The 20,993-nt window shown below is 69.5% G+C and carries 20 protein-coding genes; 6 read left to right on the forward strand and 14 right to left on the reverse strand.

Annotation, left to right across the window (positions count from 1 at the left end):
- Positions 1–179 precede the first annotated feature (179 nt).
- A complete protein-coding gene (locus tag E3U25_RS05255) occupies positions 180–956 on the reverse strand; it encodes a PAS domain-containing protein (RefSeq protein ID WP_116221018.1) in 777 nt (258 codons plus the stop codon).
- A gap of 185 nt (positions 957–1,141) precedes the next feature.
- Here E3U25_RS05255 and gmk point away from each other — a divergent pair, with 185 nt between their 5' ends.
- The 3 genes from gmk to E3U25_RS05270 are packed head-to-tail and all read left to right on the forward strand — an operon-like array spanning position 1,142 to position 3,347.
- Positions 1,142–1,774 (forward strand): guanylate kinase, encoded by a 633-nt coding sequence (gene gmk / locus E3U25_RS05260; RefSeq protein WP_116221017.1) that lies wholly within the window; start codon positions 1,142–1,144, stop codon positions 1,772–1,774.
- On the forward strand, positions 1,771–2,298 hold the full coding sequence (locus tag E3U25_RS05265) for a gamma carbonic anhydrase family protein (RefSeq protein WP_116221016.1): 528 nt from the start codon (positions 1,771–1,773) through the stop codon (positions 2,296–2,298). The genes gmk and E3U25_RS05265 overlap by 4 nt, the downstream gene beginning before the upstream one ends.
- On the forward strand, positions 2,295–3,347 hold the full coding sequence (locus tag E3U25_RS05270) for an ATP-binding protein (protein ID WP_036753955.1): 1,053 nt from the start codon (positions 2,295–2,297) through the stop codon (positions 3,345–3,347). The genes E3U25_RS05265 and E3U25_RS05270 overlap by 4 nt, the downstream gene beginning before the upstream one ends.
- A 39-nt stretch (positions 3,348–3,386) precedes the next feature.
- Here E3U25_RS05270 and E3U25_RS05275 read toward each other — a convergent pair whose 3' ends face one another.
- A complete protein-coding gene (locus E3U25_RS05275) occupies positions 3,387–3,656 on the reverse strand; it encodes a hypothetical protein (RefSeq protein ID WP_036753958.1) in 270 nt (89 codons plus the stop codon).
- Positions 3,657–4,286: 630 nt separating this feature from the next.
- A complete protein-coding gene (locus E3U25_RS05280; RefSeq protein ID WP_036754065.1) occupies positions 4,287–4,796 on the reverse strand; it encodes a L,D-transpeptidase family protein in 510 nt (169 codons plus the stop codon).
- A 181-nt stretch (positions 4,797–4,977) separates the two neighbouring features.
- Here E3U25_RS05280 and E3U25_RS05285 point away from each other — a divergent pair, with 181 nt between their 5' ends.
- Together E3U25_RS05285 and E3U25_RS05290 are read left to right on the forward strand one after the other, a co-directional pair.
- The gene (locus E3U25_RS05285) at positions 4,978–6,273 is read left to right on the forward strand and encodes a DUF3422 family protein (protein ID WP_072460698.1); all 1,296 of its coding nucleotides are present in this window, start codon (positions 4,978–4,980) and stop codon (positions 6,271–6,273) included.
- 83 nt (positions 6,274–6,356) lie between these two features.
- Positions 6,357–6,701 (forward strand): arsenate reductase family protein, encoded by a 345-nt coding sequence (locus tag E3U25_RS05290; protein WP_072460891.1) that lies wholly within the window; start codon positions 6,357–6,359, stop codon positions 6,699–6,701.
- 171 nt (positions 6,702–6,872) lie between these two features.
- On the opposite strand, the gene E3U25_RS05295 is transcribed toward E3U25_RS05290, so the two are convergent.
- From E3U25_RS05295 to E3U25_RS05335, 9 genes are all read right to left on the reverse strand, one after another.
- Complete coding sequence (locus E3U25_RS05295; protein ID WP_036753965.1) at positions 6,873–7,481, reverse strand: YitT family protein; 609 nt, start codon at positions 7,479–7,481, stop codon at positions 6,873–6,875.
- 49 nt (positions 7,482–7,530) lie between these two features.
- Positions 7,531–8,547, reverse strand: coding sequence for an ABC transporter substrate-binding protein (locus E3U25_RS05300; RefSeq protein ID WP_244294946.1), 1,017 nt, complete (start codon positions 8,545–8,547; stop codon positions 7,531–7,533).
- Positions 8,548–8,625: 78 nt separating this feature from the next.
- The gene (locus tag E3U25_RS05305; RefSeq protein WP_114535426.1) at positions 8,626–10,047 is read right to left on the reverse strand and encodes a mannose-1-phosphate guanylyltransferase/mannose-6-phosphate isomerase; all 1,422 of its coding nucleotides are present in this window, start codon (positions 10,045–10,047) and stop codon (positions 8,626–8,628) included.
- A 119-nt stretch (positions 10,048–10,166) separates the two neighbouring features.
- Positions 10,167–11,084, reverse strand: a complete 918-nt coding sequence (locus E3U25_RS05310) for a 2-hydroxyacid dehydrogenase (protein ID WP_116221014.1) — start codon at positions 11,082–11,084, stop codon at positions 10,167–10,169.
- A gap of 4 nt (positions 11,085–11,088) precedes the next feature.
- Positions 11,089–12,231, reverse strand: coding sequence for a rod shape-determining protein RodA (gene rodA, locus E3U25_RS05315; protein WP_036753972.1), 1,143 nt, complete (start codon positions 12,229–12,231; stop codon positions 11,089–11,091).
- Positions 12,232–12,234: 3 nt separating this feature from the next.
- Entirely contained in the window at positions 12,235–14,178 is a 1,944-nt protein-coding gene (mrdA, locus tag E3U25_RS05320; protein WP_116221013.1) for a penicillin-binding protein 2, read from the reverse strand.
- A gap of 3 nt (positions 14,179–14,181) precedes the next feature.
- Positions 14,182–14,712 (reverse strand): rod shape-determining protein MreD, encoded by a 531-nt coding sequence (locus tag E3U25_RS05325; RefSeq protein ID WP_114535424.1) that lies wholly within the window; start codon positions 14,710–14,712, stop codon positions 14,182–14,184.
- Positions 14,705–15,649, reverse strand: a complete 945-nt coding sequence (mreC, locus tag E3U25_RS05330; protein WP_036753980.1) for a rod shape-determining protein MreC — start codon at positions 15,647–15,649, stop codon at positions 14,705–14,707. Before mreC ends, E3U25_RS05325 begins: the two co-directional genes overlap by 8 nt.
- A gap of 13 nt (positions 15,650–15,662) precedes the next feature.
- Positions 15,663–16,697 (reverse strand): rod shape-determining protein, encoded by a 1,035-nt coding sequence (locus E3U25_RS05335; RefSeq protein WP_036753983.1) that lies wholly within the window; start codon positions 16,695–16,697, stop codon positions 15,663–15,665.
- A 271-nt stretch (positions 16,698–16,968) separates the two neighbouring features.
- On the opposite strand from E3U25_RS05335, the gene E3U25_RS05340 reads away from it, so the two are divergent.
- On the forward strand, positions 16,969–17,793 hold the full coding sequence (locus E3U25_RS05340; RefSeq protein WP_244294944.1) for a putative rhamnosyl transferase: 825 nt from the start codon (positions 16,969–16,971) through the stop codon (positions 17,791–17,793).
- A gap of 24 nt (positions 17,794–17,817) precedes the next feature.
- Here the strand turns inward: E3U25_RS05340 and E3U25_RS05345 are convergent, their stop codons facing one another.
- Together E3U25_RS05345 and purD are read right to left on the reverse strand one after the other, a co-directional pair.
- The gene (locus E3U25_RS05345; protein ID WP_116221011.1) at positions 17,818–19,380 is read right to left on the reverse strand and encodes a 2-isopropylmalate synthase; all 1,563 of its coding nucleotides are present in this window, start codon (positions 19,378–19,380) and stop codon (positions 17,818–17,820) included.
- Between the two features lie 338 nt (positions 19,381–19,718).
- A complete protein-coding gene (gene purD, locus E3U25_RS05350) occupies positions 19,719–20,981 on the reverse strand; it encodes a phosphoribosylamine--glycine ligase (RefSeq protein ID WP_072460689.1) in 1,263 nt (420 codons plus the stop codon).
- Positions 20,982–20,993: the final 12 nt, after the last annotated feature.

Here is a 20,993-nt window from a genome sequence, read left to right on the forward strand (position 1 = left end):
GCGCCGGCAGAGGCCGGTTCCGAGATCAGGGCGAGTGCCGGGCGGCTTTGGCGACCTGTCGTTGCGGGCCAGGCGGAACCGCGCCCGGCGCTCCTCGGGCCTGGCATCGCGGGCAGGATGCGGCGGCATTATCAGGCGGCGCACCGGTCCATGGGCGCCGACAGAGGTCCGTTCCGCGATCAGGGACGGGAGCCGGGCGGTTTTGGCGGCTTGTCATTGCGGATCAGGTGGAACCGCGCGCGGCGTTCCTCGGGGTTGGCGTCGCGGGGCAGGGGCGCGGCGGCATCGGCCGGCGGCGCGCCCTTCCAGCGCTGCGGTGGCTCGGCAAAGCCCTGCCGCGAGGGCGAGGGCTCCAGCACCCTGGCGCCGGGAATGACCGGCGAGACAATGTCCGAAAGCAGGTCGAAGCGGCGCGGCGCCTCGCCGATCCGGCCCTCGGCGACCAGGCAGCCAAGCGCCCGCGTCACGTCCCCCAGGTCCGAGCGCAGCGGCAGGAGCAGCATCCGCCCCTCCAGTGCCGGACGGCCGTAGCCGGCGGGAGAGGCCAGCGCGATCTCGGCGATCTGGGGCGCGCGGAACACGCTTTCCAGCACGTCCGACAGCCGGCCGCGCGAACTGGTGTTCAGAAGGGCGCAAAGCGGCATGCCCCGCACCTCCATCCCCATCAGGTCGATGAGATGGCGCCCGGCCAGGCGAAACCGGGCTGCACCCGGCGCGATGCGTTCCAGGATGAAGGCATAGTCCAGCGACCGGCGGATGCCGCGCGGCTCGACATCGGCGCGGTCGGGAATGGCGCGGCCATGGCGCAGCCCTTCCCAATAGCCGCGCAATTCGCCCAGGGTGCGCTCGACCTGGACGGGTTCGTAATCGGCCAGGTGCAGCAGCTTGCCGGGCTGGCCCCGAGGCGAATCGGCCCCGTGCGGGGAATCCCCGTCCTGTCCGTGGTCGTTCGACATTCGTCCGGCCTTACCCTGCCACCCGTGAAACCAACCCCTGCCGCAAATCTAGCCCCTTCGCCCCCGGCTGCCGAGCGATTTCTTTGCCGGTGGTTAAAAACCTGCGCCCCCGCGCGGGGCTTGACCCCGCTGGCGGGCGGGGTCATTCAGGCGGCGCTGGAACGCGGGGAACAAGGCGGAGAAGCATGGAGCGCAGCGGACTTCTGGTGATCCTGTCGTCGCCCTCGGGGGCGGGGAAATCGACGCTGGCACGGCGGCTGATGGACTGGGATCCCGGCCTGCGCTTTTCGGTCTCGGCCACGACCCGCAAGCCGCGCCCCGGCGAGGTCGAGGGCGAGCACTACTATTTCCGCAGCCCCGAGCAGTTCCGCGCCATGGTCGGCGCCGGCGAGATGTTGGAACATGCTGAGGTCTTCGGCAATTTCTACGGCACCCCCCGCGGCCCGGTCGAAGAGGCGATGCGCGCCGGGCGCGACACGCTGTTCGACGTGGATTGGCAGGGCGGCCAGCAGATCCGCGCCTCGTCGCTGGGCGGGCATGTCATCTCGATCTTCGTGCTGCCGCCCAGCCTGCGCGAACTGGAGCGGCGGCTGGTCGGGCGCCAGCAGGACGCGCCCGAGGTCATCGCCGCCCGCATGCGCAAGAGCCGCGACGAGATCAGCCATTGGGCGGAATACGACTATGTCGTCGTCAACGACGACCTGGACCGCAGCGCCGAGGCGCTGAAGACCATCCTGCGGGCCGAACGGATGCGCCGCGCCCGGCAGGTGGGGCTGGGCCCCTTCGTCCGCGCGCTCATGGAGGAGGAAAGCGCATGATCTGGGAACTGGACGGCATCGCGCCGCAAATCGCCGACGACGCCTGGGTGGCGCCGGATGCGCAGCTGATGGGCCGGATCGTGCTGGAGCCGGGTGCCAGCGTCTGGTTCGGCGCCGTGCTGCGCGGCGACAACGAAGAGATCCGCGTCGGCCGCAACTCGAACGTGCAGGACCTGACGGTCTGCCATACCGACATCGGCTATCCGCTGAGCATCGGTGCGAATTGCACCATCGGCCACCGCGCCATCCTGCACGGCTGCACCATCGAGGACGGGGCGCTGATCGGCATGGGCGCGATCATCCTGAACGGGGCGCTGATCGGCGCCGGTTCGCTGATCGGCGCCGGGGCGCTCATCGCCGAGAACAAGGTGATCCCGCCCGGCTCTCTGGTCATGGGCGCGCCGGGCAAGGTGGTGCGCGAGCTGGACGAGGCGGCGCGCGAGCGGCTGCTGAAATCGGCCGAGGGCTATCACCGCAACGCCGCCCGCTTCCGCCAGGGGCTGGCGCAGGTCGCCCGCGGATGATCGAAGAGCGGCTGCACGCGCTGCTGCGCGGCGTGCCGGTGGCCATGCTGGCGGTGGACGGCCATGCGCGCATCATCGGCGCGAACGAGGCGGCCGAGGCGCTTTTGGGCGCGGTGCCGGGCGGGCGGCCCTTTGTCACCGTGCTGCGCCACCCCGAGGTGAATGCCGCGCTGGATGCCGTGCTGGCCGGGCAGGAGCGGGCGCGGCTGGCCGTCACCCTGGGCGCGGCCGACCGGCGGGTGTTCTGCGAGGTGACGGTCACGGCCCTGCGGGCGCCGGGGCTGGTCGGCGCGGCGGTGGCGATCGAGGACCGCTCGCGCGACGAGGAGACCGAGCAGATGCGCCGCGATTTCGTCGCCAATGTCAGCCACGAGCTGCGCACGCCGCTGACGGCGCTGATGGGCTTCATCGAGACCTTGCGCGGCCCGGCCCGCAACGATCCGGCCGCGCGCGACCGTTTCCTCGACATCATGGAGCGTGAGGCGGGGCGGATGAACCGGCTGGTCGCCGACCTTCTGTCGCTGAGCCGGGTCGAGCAGGACGAGCGCCGCCGCCCGGCGCAGAACCTGGACCTGGCCGGGCTCTTGCGCAGCGTGGTGGCGACGCTGGCGCCCGCGGCCACGGCTGCCGGGGTGCGGCTGGAGTTGCAGGCGCCGGCCGGCAAGGTGCCGGTGCCGGGCGACGCCGACCAGCTGGTGCAGGTGTTTCACAACCTGATCGAGAATGCGGTGAAATACGGCGGCGCCGGCGGGGTGGCCACGGTGACGCTGGAGCGGCTGGCGCATGAGCCGGTGCTGCGCGGCCCGGCCTGGTCGGTCTGCGTCGCCGACCAGGGCGAGGGGATCGATCCCCAGCACCTGCCGCGCCTGACCGAGCGCTTCTATCGCGTCGATACCCATCGCTCGCGCGAGCAGGGCGGCACCGGGCTGGGCCTGGCCATCGTCAAGCATATCGTGAACCGGCATCGCGGCCGGCTGCGCATCGAAAGCGAACGCGGGCAGGGCAGCCGCTTCACCGTCATCCTGCCCGAGCAGATCGGCCGCATCTGAAGCCGGCGCGGCCCTGCCGGCTGCCGGATCAGATCGCGTTCAGATCGCGTTCAGCATCGACTTTATCACATCGGCCGGCAGCGAGGGATGCACCGCCAGCTTGAGCGTGCGCTTGCCCTTGCGCGGGATCAGCAGCGCGCAGCGCGTGGCCAGGGCCTGCGAGCGCTTGGTCGAACAGGCGGCGATCACCCCCGCACACCAGCGGGAATGCGGGCCGAAGCGCATGACGCTTTCGATGGCGCCGGGCACATAACCCTCGGTCTCGGCTGAATCGATCAGCGCGTCATGGATGATGGGGGGCAGGTACATGAAGGGATGGAACTTGGAGTTAACATTTTAATGTAAATTGTTAATCCTTGGCGCCGCCGATGAGTATATGCCCTTTTGAACAGGTCTGCCATACAAGCTCTGCGCGTATGGCGGCCACCCCGCTCGACCCCCGGCCGAAAGAGGCCGGATTACGCGGCGAAACGCCCATCCCGAGAAACCGGCGCAACCGTCCCGATAGGCAGAATCGCCCCCTGCAGCGGCCGGTCAGGGCGCAGCCAGGATCGGCGTTCCGTCACGTCACGATAGACGTCCTCGACCTTGGCATCGGTGACGGCGCTGCAGCGGGCGGTCCGGTCCAGCTTTTGCCTGTAAAGGGGACAACCTTCGGGCCCTGGCCGAGATCAAGCAGCGAGGCCACGGTCTCCAGGAATCGGCACGGCCGCCCCGTAGCGGCCGGCCAGGGCGCAGCCAGGATCGGCGTTGCGTCGCGTCATGATAGACGTCCTCGACCTTGGCATCGGTGACGGCAATGCAGCGGGCAGGCCAGTCCAGCTTTTGCCTGTAAAGGGGACAACCCTCGGGCCCTGGCCGAGATCAGGCAGCGAGGCCACGGCCTCCAGGAATCGGCATGGCCGCCCCGATAGGCCGAATCGCCCCCGCGGCGGCCGGTCAGGGCGTGATCAGGATCGGCGTGCCGTCGCGGACCATGGCATAGACGTCCTCGACCTCGGCATCGGTGACGGCGATGCAGCCGGCGGTCCAGTCCAGCTTCTGCCGGGAAAGGACGCGGCCCTCGGGGCCCTGGCCGTGGATGAAGATGTCGCTGCCGGCGCTGCGGCCCAGTTCGGCCGCCTGCACCGAGTCGTGCGGGTTGGGATAGGAGATGCCGATGGACAGGTGATAGCGGCTGTCGGGGTTGCGGCGGTCGATGTAGTAAAGCCCCTCGGGCGTGCGGCCGTCGCCCTCGAACTGCTTGTGGCCAAGGGGCTCGTTGCCCAGCCCGATGCGATAGGCCTTCAGCACCGTGTTGCCGTTCAAAAGCAGCATCTGCCGCGCGCCCTTGTTGACCACGACCTGGGTCACGGGCGGGCCGGAATAGGTCTTGAACTTGCTGGGGCCGCAGGCCGCCAGCCCAAGCACAAGCACCAATGCGACGATACGTCCCAGCCAGCCCGTCATCATGTCCCGCCCCCGGATCCGGTGTTTTGCCCCATTTTGCCCCGCTGCGGCCTGCCCGGCAATGCGGCGGGGGTTCACGAAATCCTGATGCGGCGCGGCTTGCCGTGGCAGATTTGCCAGCGCCGCGGAATCGCTGGGTTTTCCTGTTGCGGGAAATGCGCCTGCGGCTAATCATGCGGCCATGAACGACGAAGACGAACACCCCCAGCGCTATGCCCTGGTGAACGAATTGCATGCCCGGCCCTCGCCGCGGCTCAAGGCGCCCTGCACGGCGGTCTATCTGGCGATCAAGGAGCCGCGCGACGCCGCCAACCGCGACCGGGGCAGGGATGTCGCGCATCTGGCGCAGCTTTGCGCCCGCCACGGCGCGCCGCGACCCGACACCAGCGCGGGCCATTACACGGCGCAGCTTGGCCGCCACCAGCTGCGCTGGGAAAGCCATACCGAGTTCGTCACCTATGCCGCCTTTGCGCCGGGGCTGCCGCCGCGGCCCTTCGATCCTTCGGCCGGGGCGATCTTTCCCGAGGACTGGCAGCACCAGGCGCCGGGCAAGCGAATCGCCGCAGCGATGATCCAGGTCGATTTCCTGCCCGATGACCCGGCCGAGATCCTGCCGCGGCTGTCGGAATGGTTCGCGGCCGATAGCATGGCCTCGGTCTGGGTGCTGGAGGAGGCGGCGGTGGTCGCCGGCGATTTCCGCATCGACCCGGCCGGCTGGATGCGCTTTGCGCTTTTCGTCCGGCCCGACACCCAGCCCGGCCGGATCGGCCGCATCGTCCAGCGGCTTCTGGACCTCGAGACCTATCGCGCCATGTCCATGCTGGGCCTGGGCCGCGCCCGCGACCTGACCCGGCAGCTGAATGCGCTGGACCCGCAGCTCAGCGACATCGTCCAGGGCATGAGCGACGATGCCCGCCCCGCCGATGCGGTGCTGCAGGATCTGCTGTCGGTCTCGACCCGGCTGGAAAGCGCCGCGACCCAGCATGCCTTCCGCTTCGGCGCCAATGCGGCCTATGAGGCCATCGTCATGGACCGCGTCGCCTCGCTGCGCGAGACCCGCTTCATGGGCGGGCAGATGCTGACCGAGTTCATGGCCCGCCGCTATCTGCCCGCCATGCGCACCGCGAAATCGGCCGAGAAGCGGCTTTCGGCGATGCTGGATCGCAGCGAACGCGCGGGCGAATTGCTGCGCACCCGCGTCGATGTCCAGCGCAGCGCCCAGAACCAGGAGCTGATGCAGCGCATGGACCGGCGCGCCGACCTGCAATTGCGGCTGCAGCACACGGTCGAGGGGCTGTCGGTGGTGGCGATCAGCTATTACGCGGTGGGCCTGCTGGGTTATGCGCTTTACCCGCTGGCCCAGGCGCTGCATATCGACAAGGCGGTGCTGGTCGCGGCCCTGACCCCCGTCGCCGTGCTGGGCGTCTGGCTGGGGATGCGGCGCATCCGCGCCCGGCTGCATGACGCCGGCCACTAGCCCGTCCAACCCCCAAGAAGGAGCGAAGAACGCATGACCCAGGCACCTTTCCTTTCCCACCCGCTTGCCCAGGGCCGTTCGTGATGGCGGGGCGGCTTCAGATGTATGGCCTCGCCCATTGCTCGACCTGCCAGAAGGCGCAGGCCGAGTTGCAGGCGGCGGGCTGGCAGGTGGAGTTCCGCGACGTCTCCAAGGCGCCGCTGGATGGCGACGAATGGCAGCGCATGATCGCCGATTTCGGCGAGAAGCTGGTCAACCGGGCCAGCCTGACCTGGCGCGGCATGTCCGATGAGGAACGCGCGGGCACGCCCCTGCAGATGCTTTCGGCCAAGCCTTCGCTGATGAAGCGGCCGGCGATCGTCGAGGGCGGCCAGCGGTTGCTGGGCTGGACCGCGAATGTCAAGCGCGCGCTGGGGGTGGCGGCCTGAGCCGCCCCCTAGCAGGCTGCTGAAAAAGGATCTTGAGAGGGCGACGCAGCGGAAATCGTTCTGGAGCCAGCTGATATCGGCCCGAAAATGGGGTGTTTTTGGAAAATTTGAGGCGGATTTCCCGGTTCGCCGCCCGCGCCGTCCTGTCGCAAGGACTTTTTCAGCAGCCTGCTAGACGACATAGCGGTCGCGGCGGTGGTTGATCGCGATCACCAGGTTCAGCACCAGCGCGCCCAGGAATGACCAGGCGACCAGCTGCCAGTCGCGCAGCATCAGCGCGCAGGCAAAGAGGCAGGCGTCGAAGATCAGCTGCGTCCAGCCGGCGCGAAAGCCGGTGGCATCCTGCAGATACAGCGCGACGATGCCCACCCCGCCCAGCGAGGCGCCGTGCCGGAACAGCGCCAGCAGCGCCGAGCCGGTCAGGAAACCCACCAGCAGCGCCCCGACCGCCGGGTGGACATGGCCGAATTGCAGCCCCGCCGGCAGGATGGCGACCAGCGTCGACATCGCCGCCACGGCGATGAAGGATTTCAGCATGAAGCCCAGCCCCAGCCGGCGATAACCCAGCCAGTAGAACGGCAGGTTCACCACGAAGAAGACCGGCGCGAAGCCCCAGCCCGTCGCATAGGAGATCAGGATCGCCAGCCCCGCCGTCTGGCCGGTGACGAAGCCCAGATGCGTCAGCAGCAGCACGCCGACCGCGGCCATGAAACTGCCATAGGCCAGGCCCTGGGCATCTTCGATGGGGCTGTGGCGTGGGGAAGGGGTGTCGTCGCTCATGCGCCCTCTCTTGCCCGCGCCCGGCGGGACCGGCAAGGGGGCATCGCGATCAGCGCAGCGGCGCGGCGTCGCGGTCTGGGGCGGCGGCTGCGGGTGGCGCGGCGCGGTCGCTGACGGCGGCGGTGAAGGCGCCCTGCGGGTCGCGGCGCAGCACCGCGCGGTCGCCGCCGCTGCGCAGGGTCTCGACCGTGCGGCGATAGTCGGCCTCGTCCAGCGCGCCGGTGGCCGACAGCAGCCCGGCGATGCCGCGCAGCATTCCCGCCTGCCGCTGCAAGGCGCCCGGATCGGGGTCGGGGCCAAGGATCAGCCGGGCGCTGTCCTCGGGTGCGGCGACTGCCTCGCGCCAGCCTTTCATGCTGGCGCGCAGGAACCGGGCCAGCCGCGCCTCGGCCTCGGGCCCGGCAAGGGTGCCGGGCAGGACATAGAGCCCGTCCTCCAGCACCGCGGCGCCTTGCTCCTGCGGGTCGAGTTCGACCAGCCCCTCGCCCGTCGCCGGGTCGTGGCTGAGCGTGCTGATGCAGGCGGCCTGTTTCTGGCGCAGCATCTCGGCCCCCGGCCATTGCGCCAGCAGGGTGACGCCGGACAGGCTGCCATCGGCCACCAGCCCCAGCCGGTTCAGCCAGGCTTGCAGCGGATATTCCGTGCCGCCGAACCAGCTGCCGATGGTCTTGCCGCGCAGATCGGCGGCACCCGTCACCCCCGTCTCGCGCAGGCAGGTCAGCCGCAGCGCCGGGCGGGCAAAGACCTGGGCGATATTGACCACGGGCAGGCCGTTTTCGCGGGCGACCAGCGCAATGGGCATCCAGGCCACCGCCAGGTCGGCCTCGCCCCGCGCCAGCGTCTCGAAGGGCGGGGCCGCCTCGTCCGCGGGCAGCAGCCGCACGGTCAGCCCTTCCTCGGCGTAATAGCCGCGCGCCTGGGCGACCAGGAAGCCGGCGGATTCGGCCGGCGCCCGGCCGCGCAGTTGCACCGCCAGTGCCTCGGCCCGCGCGGTCGGCGCGGCAAGGACCAGGGCCGAGATCAAGGCCAGGACCAGGGCCGCGGCCGGAAACAGGGGTTTCGTCATCCGTCTCATCGCCGGCCATGGTTAGACGGCCGGCCCCGGCCCTGCAAGCCGGCGCGCCCCACGATGCCGCGAGCGGGGTCAGCCGCGGGAATAGACATCCTCGTAGCGCACGATGTCGTCCTCGCCCAGATAGGCGCCGGTCTGCACCTCGATCAGCACCATCGCCACCTTGCCGGGGTTTTCCAGGCGGTGGACGGCGCCCAGCGGCACATAGATCGACTGGTTTTCCGTCAGCAGCGTCACGGTTTCGTCCACCGTCACCCGCGCGGTGCCGGAAACCACGATCCAATGTTCCGAGCGGTGGAAATGCGATTGCAGCGACAGCGCCGCGCCGGGATTGACCACGATGCGCTTGACCTGGAAGCGGTCGGCCAGCGCCAGCGTCTCGAACCAGCCCCAGGGGCGGTGGTCGCGCAGGAAATGTTCGGCCTGGCGCGCGCCCTTGGCCTTCAGCGCGCCGACCGCCTCGCGCACCTCTTGCGCGCGGTCCATGCCGGCGACCAGAACGGCATCGTCGGTGGCCACGACCATCACGTCGCGCAACCCGATGCCCACCACCTCGATCCCCTCGTCCTGCGAGCGCAGCAGCACGTTGTCGCAGTCGATCGCGGTCGAGCGGGTGTCGGTGACGGCGCCGCGCTCGGCCGGCTCGCCGTCCTGGATCTCGCGCCAGACCGCGTCCCAGCCGCCAAGGTCCGACCAATGGCCGGAATAGCGCACCACCGACAGGTTCCGGGCCTTTTCCAGCACCGCATAATCCACCGACAGGTCGGGCAGCCGGTCCCAGGGCTCGGGCGCAAGCCGCAGGAAGCCCAGGTCCAGCCGCGCCTCGGTCAGCGCCGCCTGGACGGGGACAAGATAGTCGGGCGCATGGGTCTTGAAAGCCTCGATCATGGTGCGGGCGGCGAAAAGGAAGATGCCGGCGTTCCACAGGAAATTGCCCTGCGCGATCATGCGCGCCGCGTTCTCCGCGTCGGGCTTTTCGACGAAGCGCTTCAGCACCAGCGGGCCTTCGCCCTCGCCCTCGGCCTCCATGTAGCCATAGCCGGTCTCGGGCCGGCTGGGGGTGATGCCGAAGGTGACGATGCGGCCGGCCTGCGCAGCCGCGAGGCCCAGGTCCACGGCGCGGCCGAAAGCCTCGGTATCGGGGACGACGTGATCCGAGGGCGCGACCAGCAGCAGCGCATCGGCATCCTTTTCGGCGGCGGCCAGCGCGGCGGCCAGGATCGCCGGGGCGGTGTTGCGGCCGGCGGGCTCGATCAGGATGGCCGCGGGGGCAATGCCGATCTGGTCCAGCTGTTCGGCGACGATGAAGCGGAAATCCGCGTTCGTCATCACCAGCGGCGCGGCGTAGCGCGGTCCCGACAGGCGGCGGGCCGAGGCCTGGAACAGGCTTTCCTCGCCCACCAGCGGGGCGAATTGCTTGGGGAAGCTCTTGCGCGAGACGGGCCAGAGACGGGTGCCGGAGCCGCCGGCCAGCAGAACAGGGGTGATCGTCATGAAAATCGCTCCATCGGCCTGGGGCCGTTACCATCCGTCCCGTTATCCGCCGGGTTCCTTTCGCGTGCAAGTTGCGCAAAACGGCAGGATTCCGGGGGGTGATGCCCGGAAACGGCCGGTCAATAGCCGCGCGCCCGGTCCACCAGATGCAAAAGCGGCGCACCCCGCATGGCGCGGCGCAGGTTCTCGGCCACGACATGGGCGGCGCTCTCGGGCCGGGTCTCGGCCGAGACATGCGGCGTCACCGTCACCTGCGGATGCGTCCAGAACGGGTGCTCGGGCGGCAGCGGCTCCTGCCGGAACACGTCCAGCGCCGCATGGCCCAGGCCCTGATCCAGCGCCGCCAGCAAGGCCGCCTCGTCGATCAGGCTGCCGCGGCCGGCGTTGATGATCGTGGCGCCCGGCGGCAGCAGGGCCAGCCGCGCGGCGTCCAGCAGATTGCGCGTCCCGGCCGTGTCGGGCAACAGGCAGACCAGGATCTCGGCCCGGTTCAGGGCCTGGGGCAGGGCGTCGCCCGCCAGCACCTCGATCCCCGGCACCGGACGGCCCGATTGCGACCAGCCGGCGACGCGAAAGCCCAGGCCCGCCAGCGCCAAGGCCACCGCCCGGCCCAGCTCGCCCATGCCCAGCACGGTCACGCCGCGCCGCTGCGCCAGGGGTGGGGTCAGCTGGTTGCGCCAGACGCCGTCCTGGGCAAAGCGATCCATGCCCAGATGCGCCCGCAGCGCCCAGCCGGTGCAATATTCCACCATGCCCTGCGCCAGTCCCGGATCGACCATGCGGCAGAGCGGCTGGGTCAGCGTGGGGTTGGTCACGATGCGCTCGACCCCGGCCCAGAGGCTTTGGATCATGCGGGCGCGGGTGAAGGGGGTGAAGTCCAGCACCCTGCCGTCCTCGGGGTAGCCGGGCGCATAGATCAGCGCGTCGAAGCCCGCGGGATCGCCCTGCCGGCACAGCTCCATCTCGGGGCAGGCCGCGCGCAGGGCGGGGGACCAGGCATCCCACAGCCGCGCGGGGGCGGCGAACAGCACCCGCATCCCGTCAGCCCCTAGGCCGATGGACATGGGCCGATTGCACGATGCCGAAGGCCATCAGCAGGATCATCAGCGAGGTTCCTCCGTAACTGACCAGCGGCAGGGGCGAGCCCTTGGCCGGCAACATGCCCATCACCGTCGCCATGTTGATGGAAAAGTAAAGGAAGAACGTCCCGGCGATGCCGATGGTCAGCAGGCTGGCGAAGCGGTCGCGGTTGGTCAGCGCCGAATACATGCAGAACCCCAGGATCAGCACATAGAGGATCAGCAGCGATCCCGCGCCGACGAAGCCGAATTCCTCGGCCAGCGAGGTGAAGATGAAGTCGGTGTGCTTCTCGGGCAGGAAGTTCAGCCGCGACTGCGTGCCCTGCATGAAGCCGCGCCCCGACCAGCCGCCCGATCCCAGCGCGATCTGCGCCTGGGCGATGTTGTAGCCCGCGCCCAAAGGGTCCGAGCCGGGGTCGAGGAAGGTGTCGATGCGGCGGAACTGGTAGTCGTGCAGCAATTGCCAGTCGGTGCCGCGGCTTTCCATGACCGCAGTGATGCCGGCGACGACGATGGCGATGACGGCGGCGAAATACCACAGGCTGACGCCGGCCGCGAACATCACGATGCCGCCCCCCGCGATCAGCATGATCGAGGTGCCCAGGTCGGGCTGCATCAGCACCAGCGCCGTCGGCAGCAGGATCAGCACCACCGGCACCAGCACCCAGAACGGGCGCGAGACCTTTTCCACCGGCAGCCAGTCGTAATAGGCCGCCAGCGTCAGCACGAAGGCGACCTTGGTCAGCTCGGACGGCTGGATGCGGATCGGTCCCAGCACCAGCCAGCGCTGCGCGCCCATGCCGACATGGCCCATCACCTCGACCAGCACCAGAAGGCCGACGCAGATCACGTAGGACGCGACCGAGATCGAGCGCCAGAACCAGATCGGCACGAAGGCCAGCGCGAACATCAGCACCATGCCGACGGCGAAGCGCTCCATCTGCGGGCCGGCCCATTTGTCGATGTCGCCGCCCGAGACGGAATAGAGCATCAGGAAGCCGATGCAGCTGACCGCCGTGACCAGGAAGACCAGCGGCCAGTTCAGATACAGGATCTTGCGCCAGCCCGTCGGCACCTGCGCGACGTGATAGTCGAGATAGCTCATGGCTCAGGCCCTTGCGCGGCCCTCGCCCTTGCGGGCCGAGGGGGTCAGGTTCATGCGCGACCACATCTCCTGCACCTTGGCGCGCTCGGCCTCGGGATAGGCCGAAAGCGGCGGCAGGCCGTCCGCCAGCGCATAAAGCAGGATGTCGCGGGCGATGGGGGCCGCGACCGCGCCGCCGCCGCCGCCATGCTCGACCACGACCGAGACCGCATAGCGCGGCATGTCATAGGGCGCGAAGCAGACGAACAGCGCATGGTCGCGCCGGTTCCAGGGCAACTGCTCGTTCGAGATCACGCCGCGGGCGCGTTCGGCGGCGGTGATGTTGCGCACCTGGCTGGTGCCGGTCTTGCCGGCCATCTGCCATTCCGGCGCCAGGATGCGCGAGCGGCGCGCGGTGCCGCGGGGCGCGTTCATCACCGCATCCATCCCCGCCCGCGCCGTGCGCAGGTTCAGCGGGTTGATGTCCAGTTCCGGCCATTCCGGTACCGGCTCGGCCTGGCCGTCGATGGCGCGCACCAGGCGCGGCGCGACCGCGCGCCCCGTCGCCACCCGCGCCGTCATCACCGCCAGCTGCAGCGGCGAGGCCAGCACATAGCCCTGGCCGATCGAGGCGTTGAGCGAATCGCCCACCTGCCATTCCTGGTCGTAGCGCGCCTTCTTCCAGGCGCGATCCGGGGCGATGCCCTCGGCGATGGCGGACATCGGCAGCTCGTGGCGCACGCCGATGCCCAGCTTGCGCGCCATGGCGGCGATGCGGTCGATGCCGACGCGCTGCGCCAGCTCGTAGTAATAGACGTCGCAGGAATGCTCGAGGCTGCGCAGCGCATCGACCATGCCGTGGCCGCCCCGGCTCCAGCAATGGAAGCGGCGCCCGGCGACCTGGGTATAGCCGGGGCAATAGAAGCGCGAGCCGGCGTTGATGACCCCGGCCTCGAGCCCGGCCAGCAGCGTCACCATCTTGAAGGTCGAGCCGGGCGGATAGACGCCCTGCACCGTCTTGTCGGCCAGCGGGCGGTGGTCGTGTTCCATCAGCGCGCGGTAATCCGGCCCCGAGATGCCGCGCACGAACTTGTTCGGGTCGAACACCGGCGAGGAGGAGATCGCCAGGATGTCGCCGTTGGTCACGTCGATCACCACCGCGGCGGCGCTTTCGCTGCCCAGCCGCTGGGTGGAGAAATTCTGCAACCCGGCGTCCAGCGTGGTCTGCACCGTGGCGCCCTGCTGCCCCTCTTGCCGCGACAGCTCGCGCATCTCGCGCCCGGCGCTGTTCACCTCGACCCGGCGCGAGCCGGCCTTGCCGCGCAGCGCCTCTTCCAGCTTGGATTCCATGCCGACCTTGCCCAGCTGGAACTCGGGCAGGCGCAGCACCGGGTCGGGATCCTCGATCTTGGACAGGTCGTAGTCCGAGACCGGGCCGACATAGCCCAGCACATGCGCGAAATCGCCCGCCCGCGGATAGCTGCGCGACAGCCCCGCCTCGGGCGTCACGCCGGGCAGGGCGGGGGCGTTGAGCGCGATCGAGGAAAACTCGTCCCAGGTCAGCCGGTCGGCGACCAGCACCGGGGTCACGGCGCTGCGCTTGTGGATCTCTGCCAGGATCTCGGCGGCCTGGCGGTCGCTCATCGGGATGATGTGGCGCAGCCGCGCGATCACGGCCGAGACGTTGCCCGCCTCCTCGCGGGTCAGGGTGACGCGGTAGTTCTGTTCGTTGCCGGCGATGATGGTGCCGTTGCGGTCAAGGATCAGCCCGCGCGCCGGCGGCAGCAAGCGGATCTTGATCGAGTTGCCGTCCGACAGCATGCGGTATTCGTCGGCATGTTCGACCTGCATCGAGCGCAGCTTCAGCCCCAAGACCGACACCACCGCCGCCTGGATCACCCCCAGCATCAGCACCCGGCGGGTGATGAGCCGGCTGCTTTCGACGATTTCGCGTTCCGACTTGCGCATGGCTCAGCGATGCCTCGTGTCTCGTTCGGCGCGGCCGCGCGGCAGGCCAAGCGCCCAGCCGGCAAGGCCCGCGACCAGCGGATAGGCGGCGACCGTGGCGATGAATTGCAAGATCACCTGCCCGAACGGAGGAAGGGGCAGGAAGAACACCGCCAGCAATATGCGGTTCGCCACCATCATCAGCGCCAGAAGCGTCGCGACCCGCAGCCATTCAACCATGAAAGGCAGTTCGCGCCAATGCGGCTCGCGCTTTCTTGCGGCCTCGGTCACGATGACGGCCAGGGCGGCGCCCAGGCCGATGGGGCGCATCAGCAGGATGTCCTCGATCAGGAACAGGGCGGCGATGGTCGCGACCGGCACCTGTTCGGGGCGGCGCAGCACCCAGACCAGCACCAGGCACAGCGCCAGGTCCGGCCCCGGCCAGCCGATGCGGCCCGGCGCCAGCGGCAGAAGCCGCCAGAACAGGATCGCCAGGAACAGCGCCACGAACAGCGCCTGCCCCAGGAACCGGCGCCGGCGGGCGGGATCAATCATCCCCGGCCCCGGCTTGGGCCCCTGAATCCTCGCCGGCCGCCTGCATGTCGGCCAGCGGCGGCAGGGGCGGGCCGATGAAATCCGCCGCCGGCGGCGGGATCAGCAGCCCGGTATCGGAAAGCTGCTCGGCCGGGTGGCTGCGCAGCACGCGCAGGAACTCCAGCCGGCCGTAATCCGCGGCCAGCCGCACCCGCAGCCGGCCGTCGCTGGCCAGCGCCACCTGGCCCACCGGCAGGCCCGGCGGGAACACGCCCCCGTCGCCCGAGCTGACCACCCGGTCGCCGGGGCGCAGGTTTTCCGGGCTTTCGATGAAATCCAGCGCCGGCAGGGCGGTATTGTCCCCGGTCAGCAGCGCGTGCTGGCCCGAGGGCAGGATCGTCACCGGGATGCGGCTGGAGGGATCGGTCAGCAGCATGACCCGGCTGGTGGTCTGCCCCACGCCCGAGATGCGCCCCACGAGCCCCAACCCGTCCATCGTCGCCCAGCCGTCCAGGATGCCGTCGCGCGCGCCCACGTTCAGCAGCACCGACTGGCGAAAGGCCGTGCCGCTGTCGGTCAGCACCACGCCCGAGACCGAGGTCAGGGCCGGGTCGATCCTGACGTTGTTCTGCGCCAGCAGCTTGGCGTTTTCCTGTTCCAGCTGCACCGCCGCCTCTTTCCAGGCCGCCATCTTCTGCAATTCGCGGCGCAATTCCTGGTTCTGCTCGTAGAGCCGGGCATAGGACTGGAAGCCCGAGACCATGCGCGACAGCTTCGTCACCGGCGCCATCACCCAGTCGAAGCTGGGCACGAAGCGGTCGATGAAGGCCGCCCGCATCCGCTCGGCGCGCGGGCTGTCGATCTGCCAGAACAGGAACACCGCCAGCAGCACCAGCACCAGCAGCGAAACCAGGATGCGGCGGACCGGAGCCGCGTAATCAGGGCCCTTGCGCGCCATGGGCCGAACCCGCTCAGCTGTCGTAGTCGATCACGTGGCGCAGTTGCTTTTCGAACTCCAGCGCCTTGCCGGTGCCCAGCGCCACGCAGCTCATCGGCTGGTCGGCCAGGCTGATCATCAGCCCGGTCTGCTCGCGCAGCGCCAGGTCCAGCTCGCCCAGCATGGCACCGCCGCCGGTCAGCATGACGCCGCGGTCCACGATGTCGGCGGCCAGGTCCGGCGGCGTCGCCTCCAGCGCCACCATCACCGATTCGCAGATCTGCTGCACCGGCTCGGACAGCGCCTCGGCGACCATGGCCTGGGTGATCTCCATCTCTTTCGGGATGCCGTTCAGCAGGTCGCGGCCGCGCACCATGATCGCGGCGCCGCGCCCGTCGTCGGGCATGCGCGCGGTGCCGATCTGGGTCTTGATGCGCTCGGCCGTCGATTCGCCGATCAGCAGGTTGTGGTTGCGGCGCAGATAGTTGATCAGCGCATCGTCCATCCGGTCGCCGCCGATGCGGACCGAGCGCGCATAGACCACGTCGCCCAGGGACAGAACCGCGACCTCGGTGGTGCCGCCGCCGATGTCGACGACCATGCTGCCGGTCGGCTCGGTGATGGGCATGCCGGCGCCGATGGCGGCCGCGATCGGCTCGGCAATCAGCCCGGCGCGGCGTGCGCCGGCCGAAAGCACCGACTGGCGGATGGCGCGTTTCTCGACCGGGGTGGCGCCATGGGGCACGCAGATGATGACCTTGGGCTTCGAGAAGGTGGTGCGCCGGAACACCTTCTTGATGAAATGCTTGATCATTTCCTCGGCGCTGTCGAAATCGGCGATGACGCCCTCGCGCATCGGCCGGATCGCCTCGATGCTGCCCGGCGTGCGGCCCAGCATCAGCTTGGCGTCCTCGCCCACCGCCAGCACCTGCTTCTTGCCGTCCTTGACGTGATAGGCGACGACCGAAGGCTCGTTCAGGATGATGCCCTTGCCCTTGACGTAGATCAGCGTATTCGCGGTCCCCAGGTCGATCGCGATATCGGTGGAAAACAACCCGCCAAAGGCCATGTGAACTACCCCTTCCGCCGTCCCTGCCAAGACGGCATTCCTGCCGCCCTTTTTCGCGCGGCCATTGCCCGATTGCCCCGGCGAGTCGCCCCGCCGAAGGTGCTGGACATATAGGCCGAGCCTCGGCTCGGGGAAACCGGAAAATGATGCGCCGCCCGGTCGCGCCGATGTTTCGCGGGCAGGCGCCGCGCACGCTTGACCGGGCGGCGCGGGCTGCTAGGCTGCCGCCGGTCGGGTCACGAGGAAAGGGCAGGGTTTGCAGGATGTTATCGTGGGGATCTGCCGCTTTTCCTTCCTGGGCCGGTGCGACTGGGCCGGGACCGCGGGGCAGGGGGCCGGCGCGCCCGAGCTTCTGGCGCAGCGCGGCGCCCTGCTTTATGCGCCCGAGCGCCTGGAGCGTCGCTTCGCCGCCTTCGAGACGCTGTGCCTGCCCTCGGTCAAGGCCCAGACCGAGGGGGATTTCCGCTTCTGGCTGCTGACCTCGCCCGAGATGCCGCGCCCCTGGCTGGAGCGGCTGCGCGACCTGTGCGCCGGCGTGCCGCAGATCCGGCTGATCGTCTCGGACAAGCGCGAGACGGTGAACGCGCTGCGCGAGCCCCTGCGCGAGGCGGCCGAGGCGGCGGGCCGGCCGGTGATCCAGTTCCGCGTCGATGACGACGACGCCTTCAGCCGCCATCACGTCGCCCGCATCCGCCGCCACGCCCGGCGCTTTGCCGACCTGCCGGCCTTTGCCATCAGCTATCCGCAGGGGCTGGTCATGGGCAGCTACCAGGGCGAGCCGATCAGCTACTGGCGGGCGCACCAGCCCTTCCTGGGCGCGGGGGCGGCGGTGCGCATGCGCGGGCCGGGGCGCTGCATCTATGCCTACAACCATTTCCAGCTGCCCAAGCATTTCCCGGCCTTCACCGACGTCGGGGGCCTGGGCTACGTCCAGACCCGCTGGGACGAGGGCGATTCCGTCGCCACCATCGTCGCCAGGTTCCCGAAATGGTTCCAGCAGCTCGATCCGGCCGAGTTCCAGCGCGAACTGGCCGAGGATTTTCCCTTCCTGCAAGGCATCGACCTGGGTTTCGTCGAACGCAAGGGGGCGGCCTGACCGCCCCCCGACTTGCCGCGGCGGTCAGTGCGAATACATGCTGACCTGCTTGGCGTCGGCGCCTTCGCCGACCATGTCGCGACGCACCTTCAGCCGGTTCAGCGCGCCCACATAGGCCTTGACGCTGGCCAGGATGGTGTCGGTGTCCGAGGCCTGGCCGGTGGCGATGCGCCCCTCTTCCTCCATGCGGACGCTGACGGTGGCCTGGGCATCGGTGCCCTCGGTCACGGCATGGACCTGGTAGAGCTGCAGATGCGCCCGGTGCGGCCAGATCGACTTGACGGCGTTGAAACAGGCATCGACCGGGCCGTCGCCGGTGGCATGGACGGCCTTTTCCTCGCCGCCGACCAGCAGGACCAGGTCGGCCGATTGCCCGTCGCTGCCGCAGACCACGCGCAGGTGCTTGACTTGCAGGTGGTCGTCCTCGGTATTGGCCGCCGCATCCTGGACCAGCGCGACCAGGTCGTCGTCGTAGACCTCCTTCTTGCGGTCGGCCAGGGCCTTGAAGCGGACGAAGACGTCCTTCAACTGGTTGTCGCCCAGCTCATAGCCCAGGTCCTTCAGCTTGGCGCGCAGCGCCGCGCGGCCGGAATGCTTGCCCATGGCGATATTGGCCTCGTTCAGGCCGATGTCGGCGGGCTTCATGATCTCGAAGGTCTCGACGTTCTTCAGCACCCCGTCCTGGTGGATGCCGGATTCGTGCAGGAAGGCGTTCTTGCCCACCACCGCCTTGTTCGGCTGCACCAGGAAGCCCGAGGCCTGCGACACCCGACGCGACAAGCCCATGATCCGGGTGGTGTCGATGCCGGTGGTATAGGGCATGATGTCGTGGCGCACCTTCAGCGCCATCACCACCTCTTCCAGCGCGGTGTTGCCGGCGCGCTCGCCCAAACCGTTGATGGTGCATTCGACCTGGCGCGCGCCCGCCTCGACCGCGGCCAGCGAGTTCGCGGTCGCCATGCCCAGGTCGTTGTGGCAATGGGTGGCGAAGACGACGCCGTCCGCGCCCGGCACCCGCTCCAGCAGCATGCGGATCAGCGCGGCGGATTCGCGCGGCGCGGTATAGCCGACGGTATCGGGGATGTTGATGGTGGTGGCGCCGCATCTGATGGCGATCTCGACCACCCGGCACAGGTAGTCGTGCTCGGTCCGGGTCGCGTCCATGGCCGACCATTGCACGTTGTCGCACAGGTTGCGGGCATGGGTCACGGTGTCGTGGATGCGCTCGGCCATCTGGTCCATGTTCAGGTTCGGGATGGCGCGATGCAGGGGCGAGGTGCCGATGAAGGTGTGGATGCGCGGGTGCCTGGCGTGCTTCACCGCCTCCCAGCAGCGGTCGATGTCGGGGATCTGCGCCCGCGCCAGGCCGCAGATCACCGCGTTCTTCGCGCGCTTGGCGATTTCGGAAACGGCAGCGAAATCGCCCTCCGAGGCGATGGGGAAACCGGCCTCGATGATGTCGACGCCCATCTCGTCCAGCATCTCGGCGATGTCCAGCTTTTCGGTATGGCTCATGGTGGCGCCGGGCGATTGCTCGCCGTCGCGCAGGGTGGTGTCAAAGATCAATACGCGGTTCGGATCGGTCATTTCGGGAATCCTTCTTCATGTGCTCACGGGAGACCGGGCACGAACCTGACTGAGCGGCGGCCCGGAAGACCCGCTCAGCGCAGCGTAAGAAGAAGGAGACCGCGGCGGTTCACGGCGATGCGCGCGCGGTCATGCGCGTGCGGGGCCGTGGCAATGATCTGCTGCATCCGAGTCATGGCGCGGACTATAAGACCCGCCCCGCCGGCTTGGAAAGGCAAAAAACACGCCCCCGGCATTTTCCCGACTCGAAACCCTCGGGGGGCGCTGCCGCCCCGCACCGCCCCCGAACTTCTTCGTTCTTCAAATACCCATGCACCCCGTGCCGCTGGCGCGGCGGCTCAAAGCGCGCGCCAGCCGATGTCGCGCCGGCAGAAGCCCTCTGGCCAGTCGATGCCGTCGACAAGCGCATAGGCGCGGGCGTGCGCCTCGGCCAGCGTCGCGCCGCGCCCGGTCGCGGCCAGCACCCGGCCGCCGGTAGCGACGATCTGCCCGTCACTCCGCGCGGTCCCGGCATGGAAGACCATGCGGAAACTGTCCTCGGCCAGCGCATCCAGCCCGCGGATCACGCTGCCCTTCTCATAGCTGCCGGGATAGCCCCTGGCGGCCAGCACCACGGTCAGGGCGTGGTCGTCGGCCCAGCTGACCGCCATGGTGCCCAGCCGGCCCTCGGCGCAGGCCAGGATCAGGTCCAGCGCCTGCGCGCCCAGCCGCATCATCAGCACCTGGCACTCCGGGTCGCCGAAGCGGACATTGTATTCCACCAGCCGCGCCCGGCCGTCCTCGATCATCAGCCCGGCGTAAAGCACGCCCTGGAAGGGCGTGCCGCGCCGCGCCATCTCGGCCACGGTGGGGCGCACGATCTCGGCCATCACCTGGTCCTGGATGTCTTGGGTCAGCACCGGGGCGGGGGAATAGGCGCCCATGCCGCCGGTGTTCGGCCCGGCATCGCCGTCGAAGGCGCGCTTGTGGTCCTGGGCGGTGCCGATGGGCAGGCAGTCCGTCCCGTCGCAGAGGACGAAGAAGCTTGCCTCCTCGCCGGCCATGAACTCCTCGATCACCACCTCGGCCCCGGCCGCGCCGAAGGCGCCGCCGAAGGCGTCGTCGACGGCGGCGACGGCTTCGTCCTCGGTCATGGCCACGGTCACGCCCTTGCCCGCGGCCAGCCCGTCGGCCTTGACGACGATGGGCGCGCCTTTCTCGCGGATATAGGCGCGCGCAGGCTCGGCCGCGTCGAAGCGCGCCCAGGCGGCGGTCGGCGCGCCGCAGGCGTCGCAGACCTCCTTGGTGAAGCTTTTCGAGGCCTCCAGCATCGCCGCCGCCCTGGACGGGCCAAAGACCAGGATGCCGGCCGCGCGCAATTCGTCGGCGACACCGGCCGCCAGCGGCGCCTCGGGGCCGATCACCACCAGGTCGATGGCGTTTTCCTCGCAAAAGCCGATCACGGCGGGGCCGGACAGGATGTCCAGCTCGGCCAGCCGCGCCAGCGGCTCCATCCCGGCATTGCCCGGCGCCACGAACAGCCGGTCGCATTTCGGATTCTGCCGGATCGCCCAGGCCAGCGCATGTTCGCGCCCGCCGCTGCCGAGGATCAGGATGTTCATGCGGAAAGGCCC

Origin of the sequence: Paracoccus versutus (genome assembly GCF_029909795.1) — a bacterium.
GTDB lineage: Bacteria > Pseudomonadota > Alphaproteobacteria > Rhodobacterales > Rhodobacteraceae > Paracoccus > Paracoccus versutus.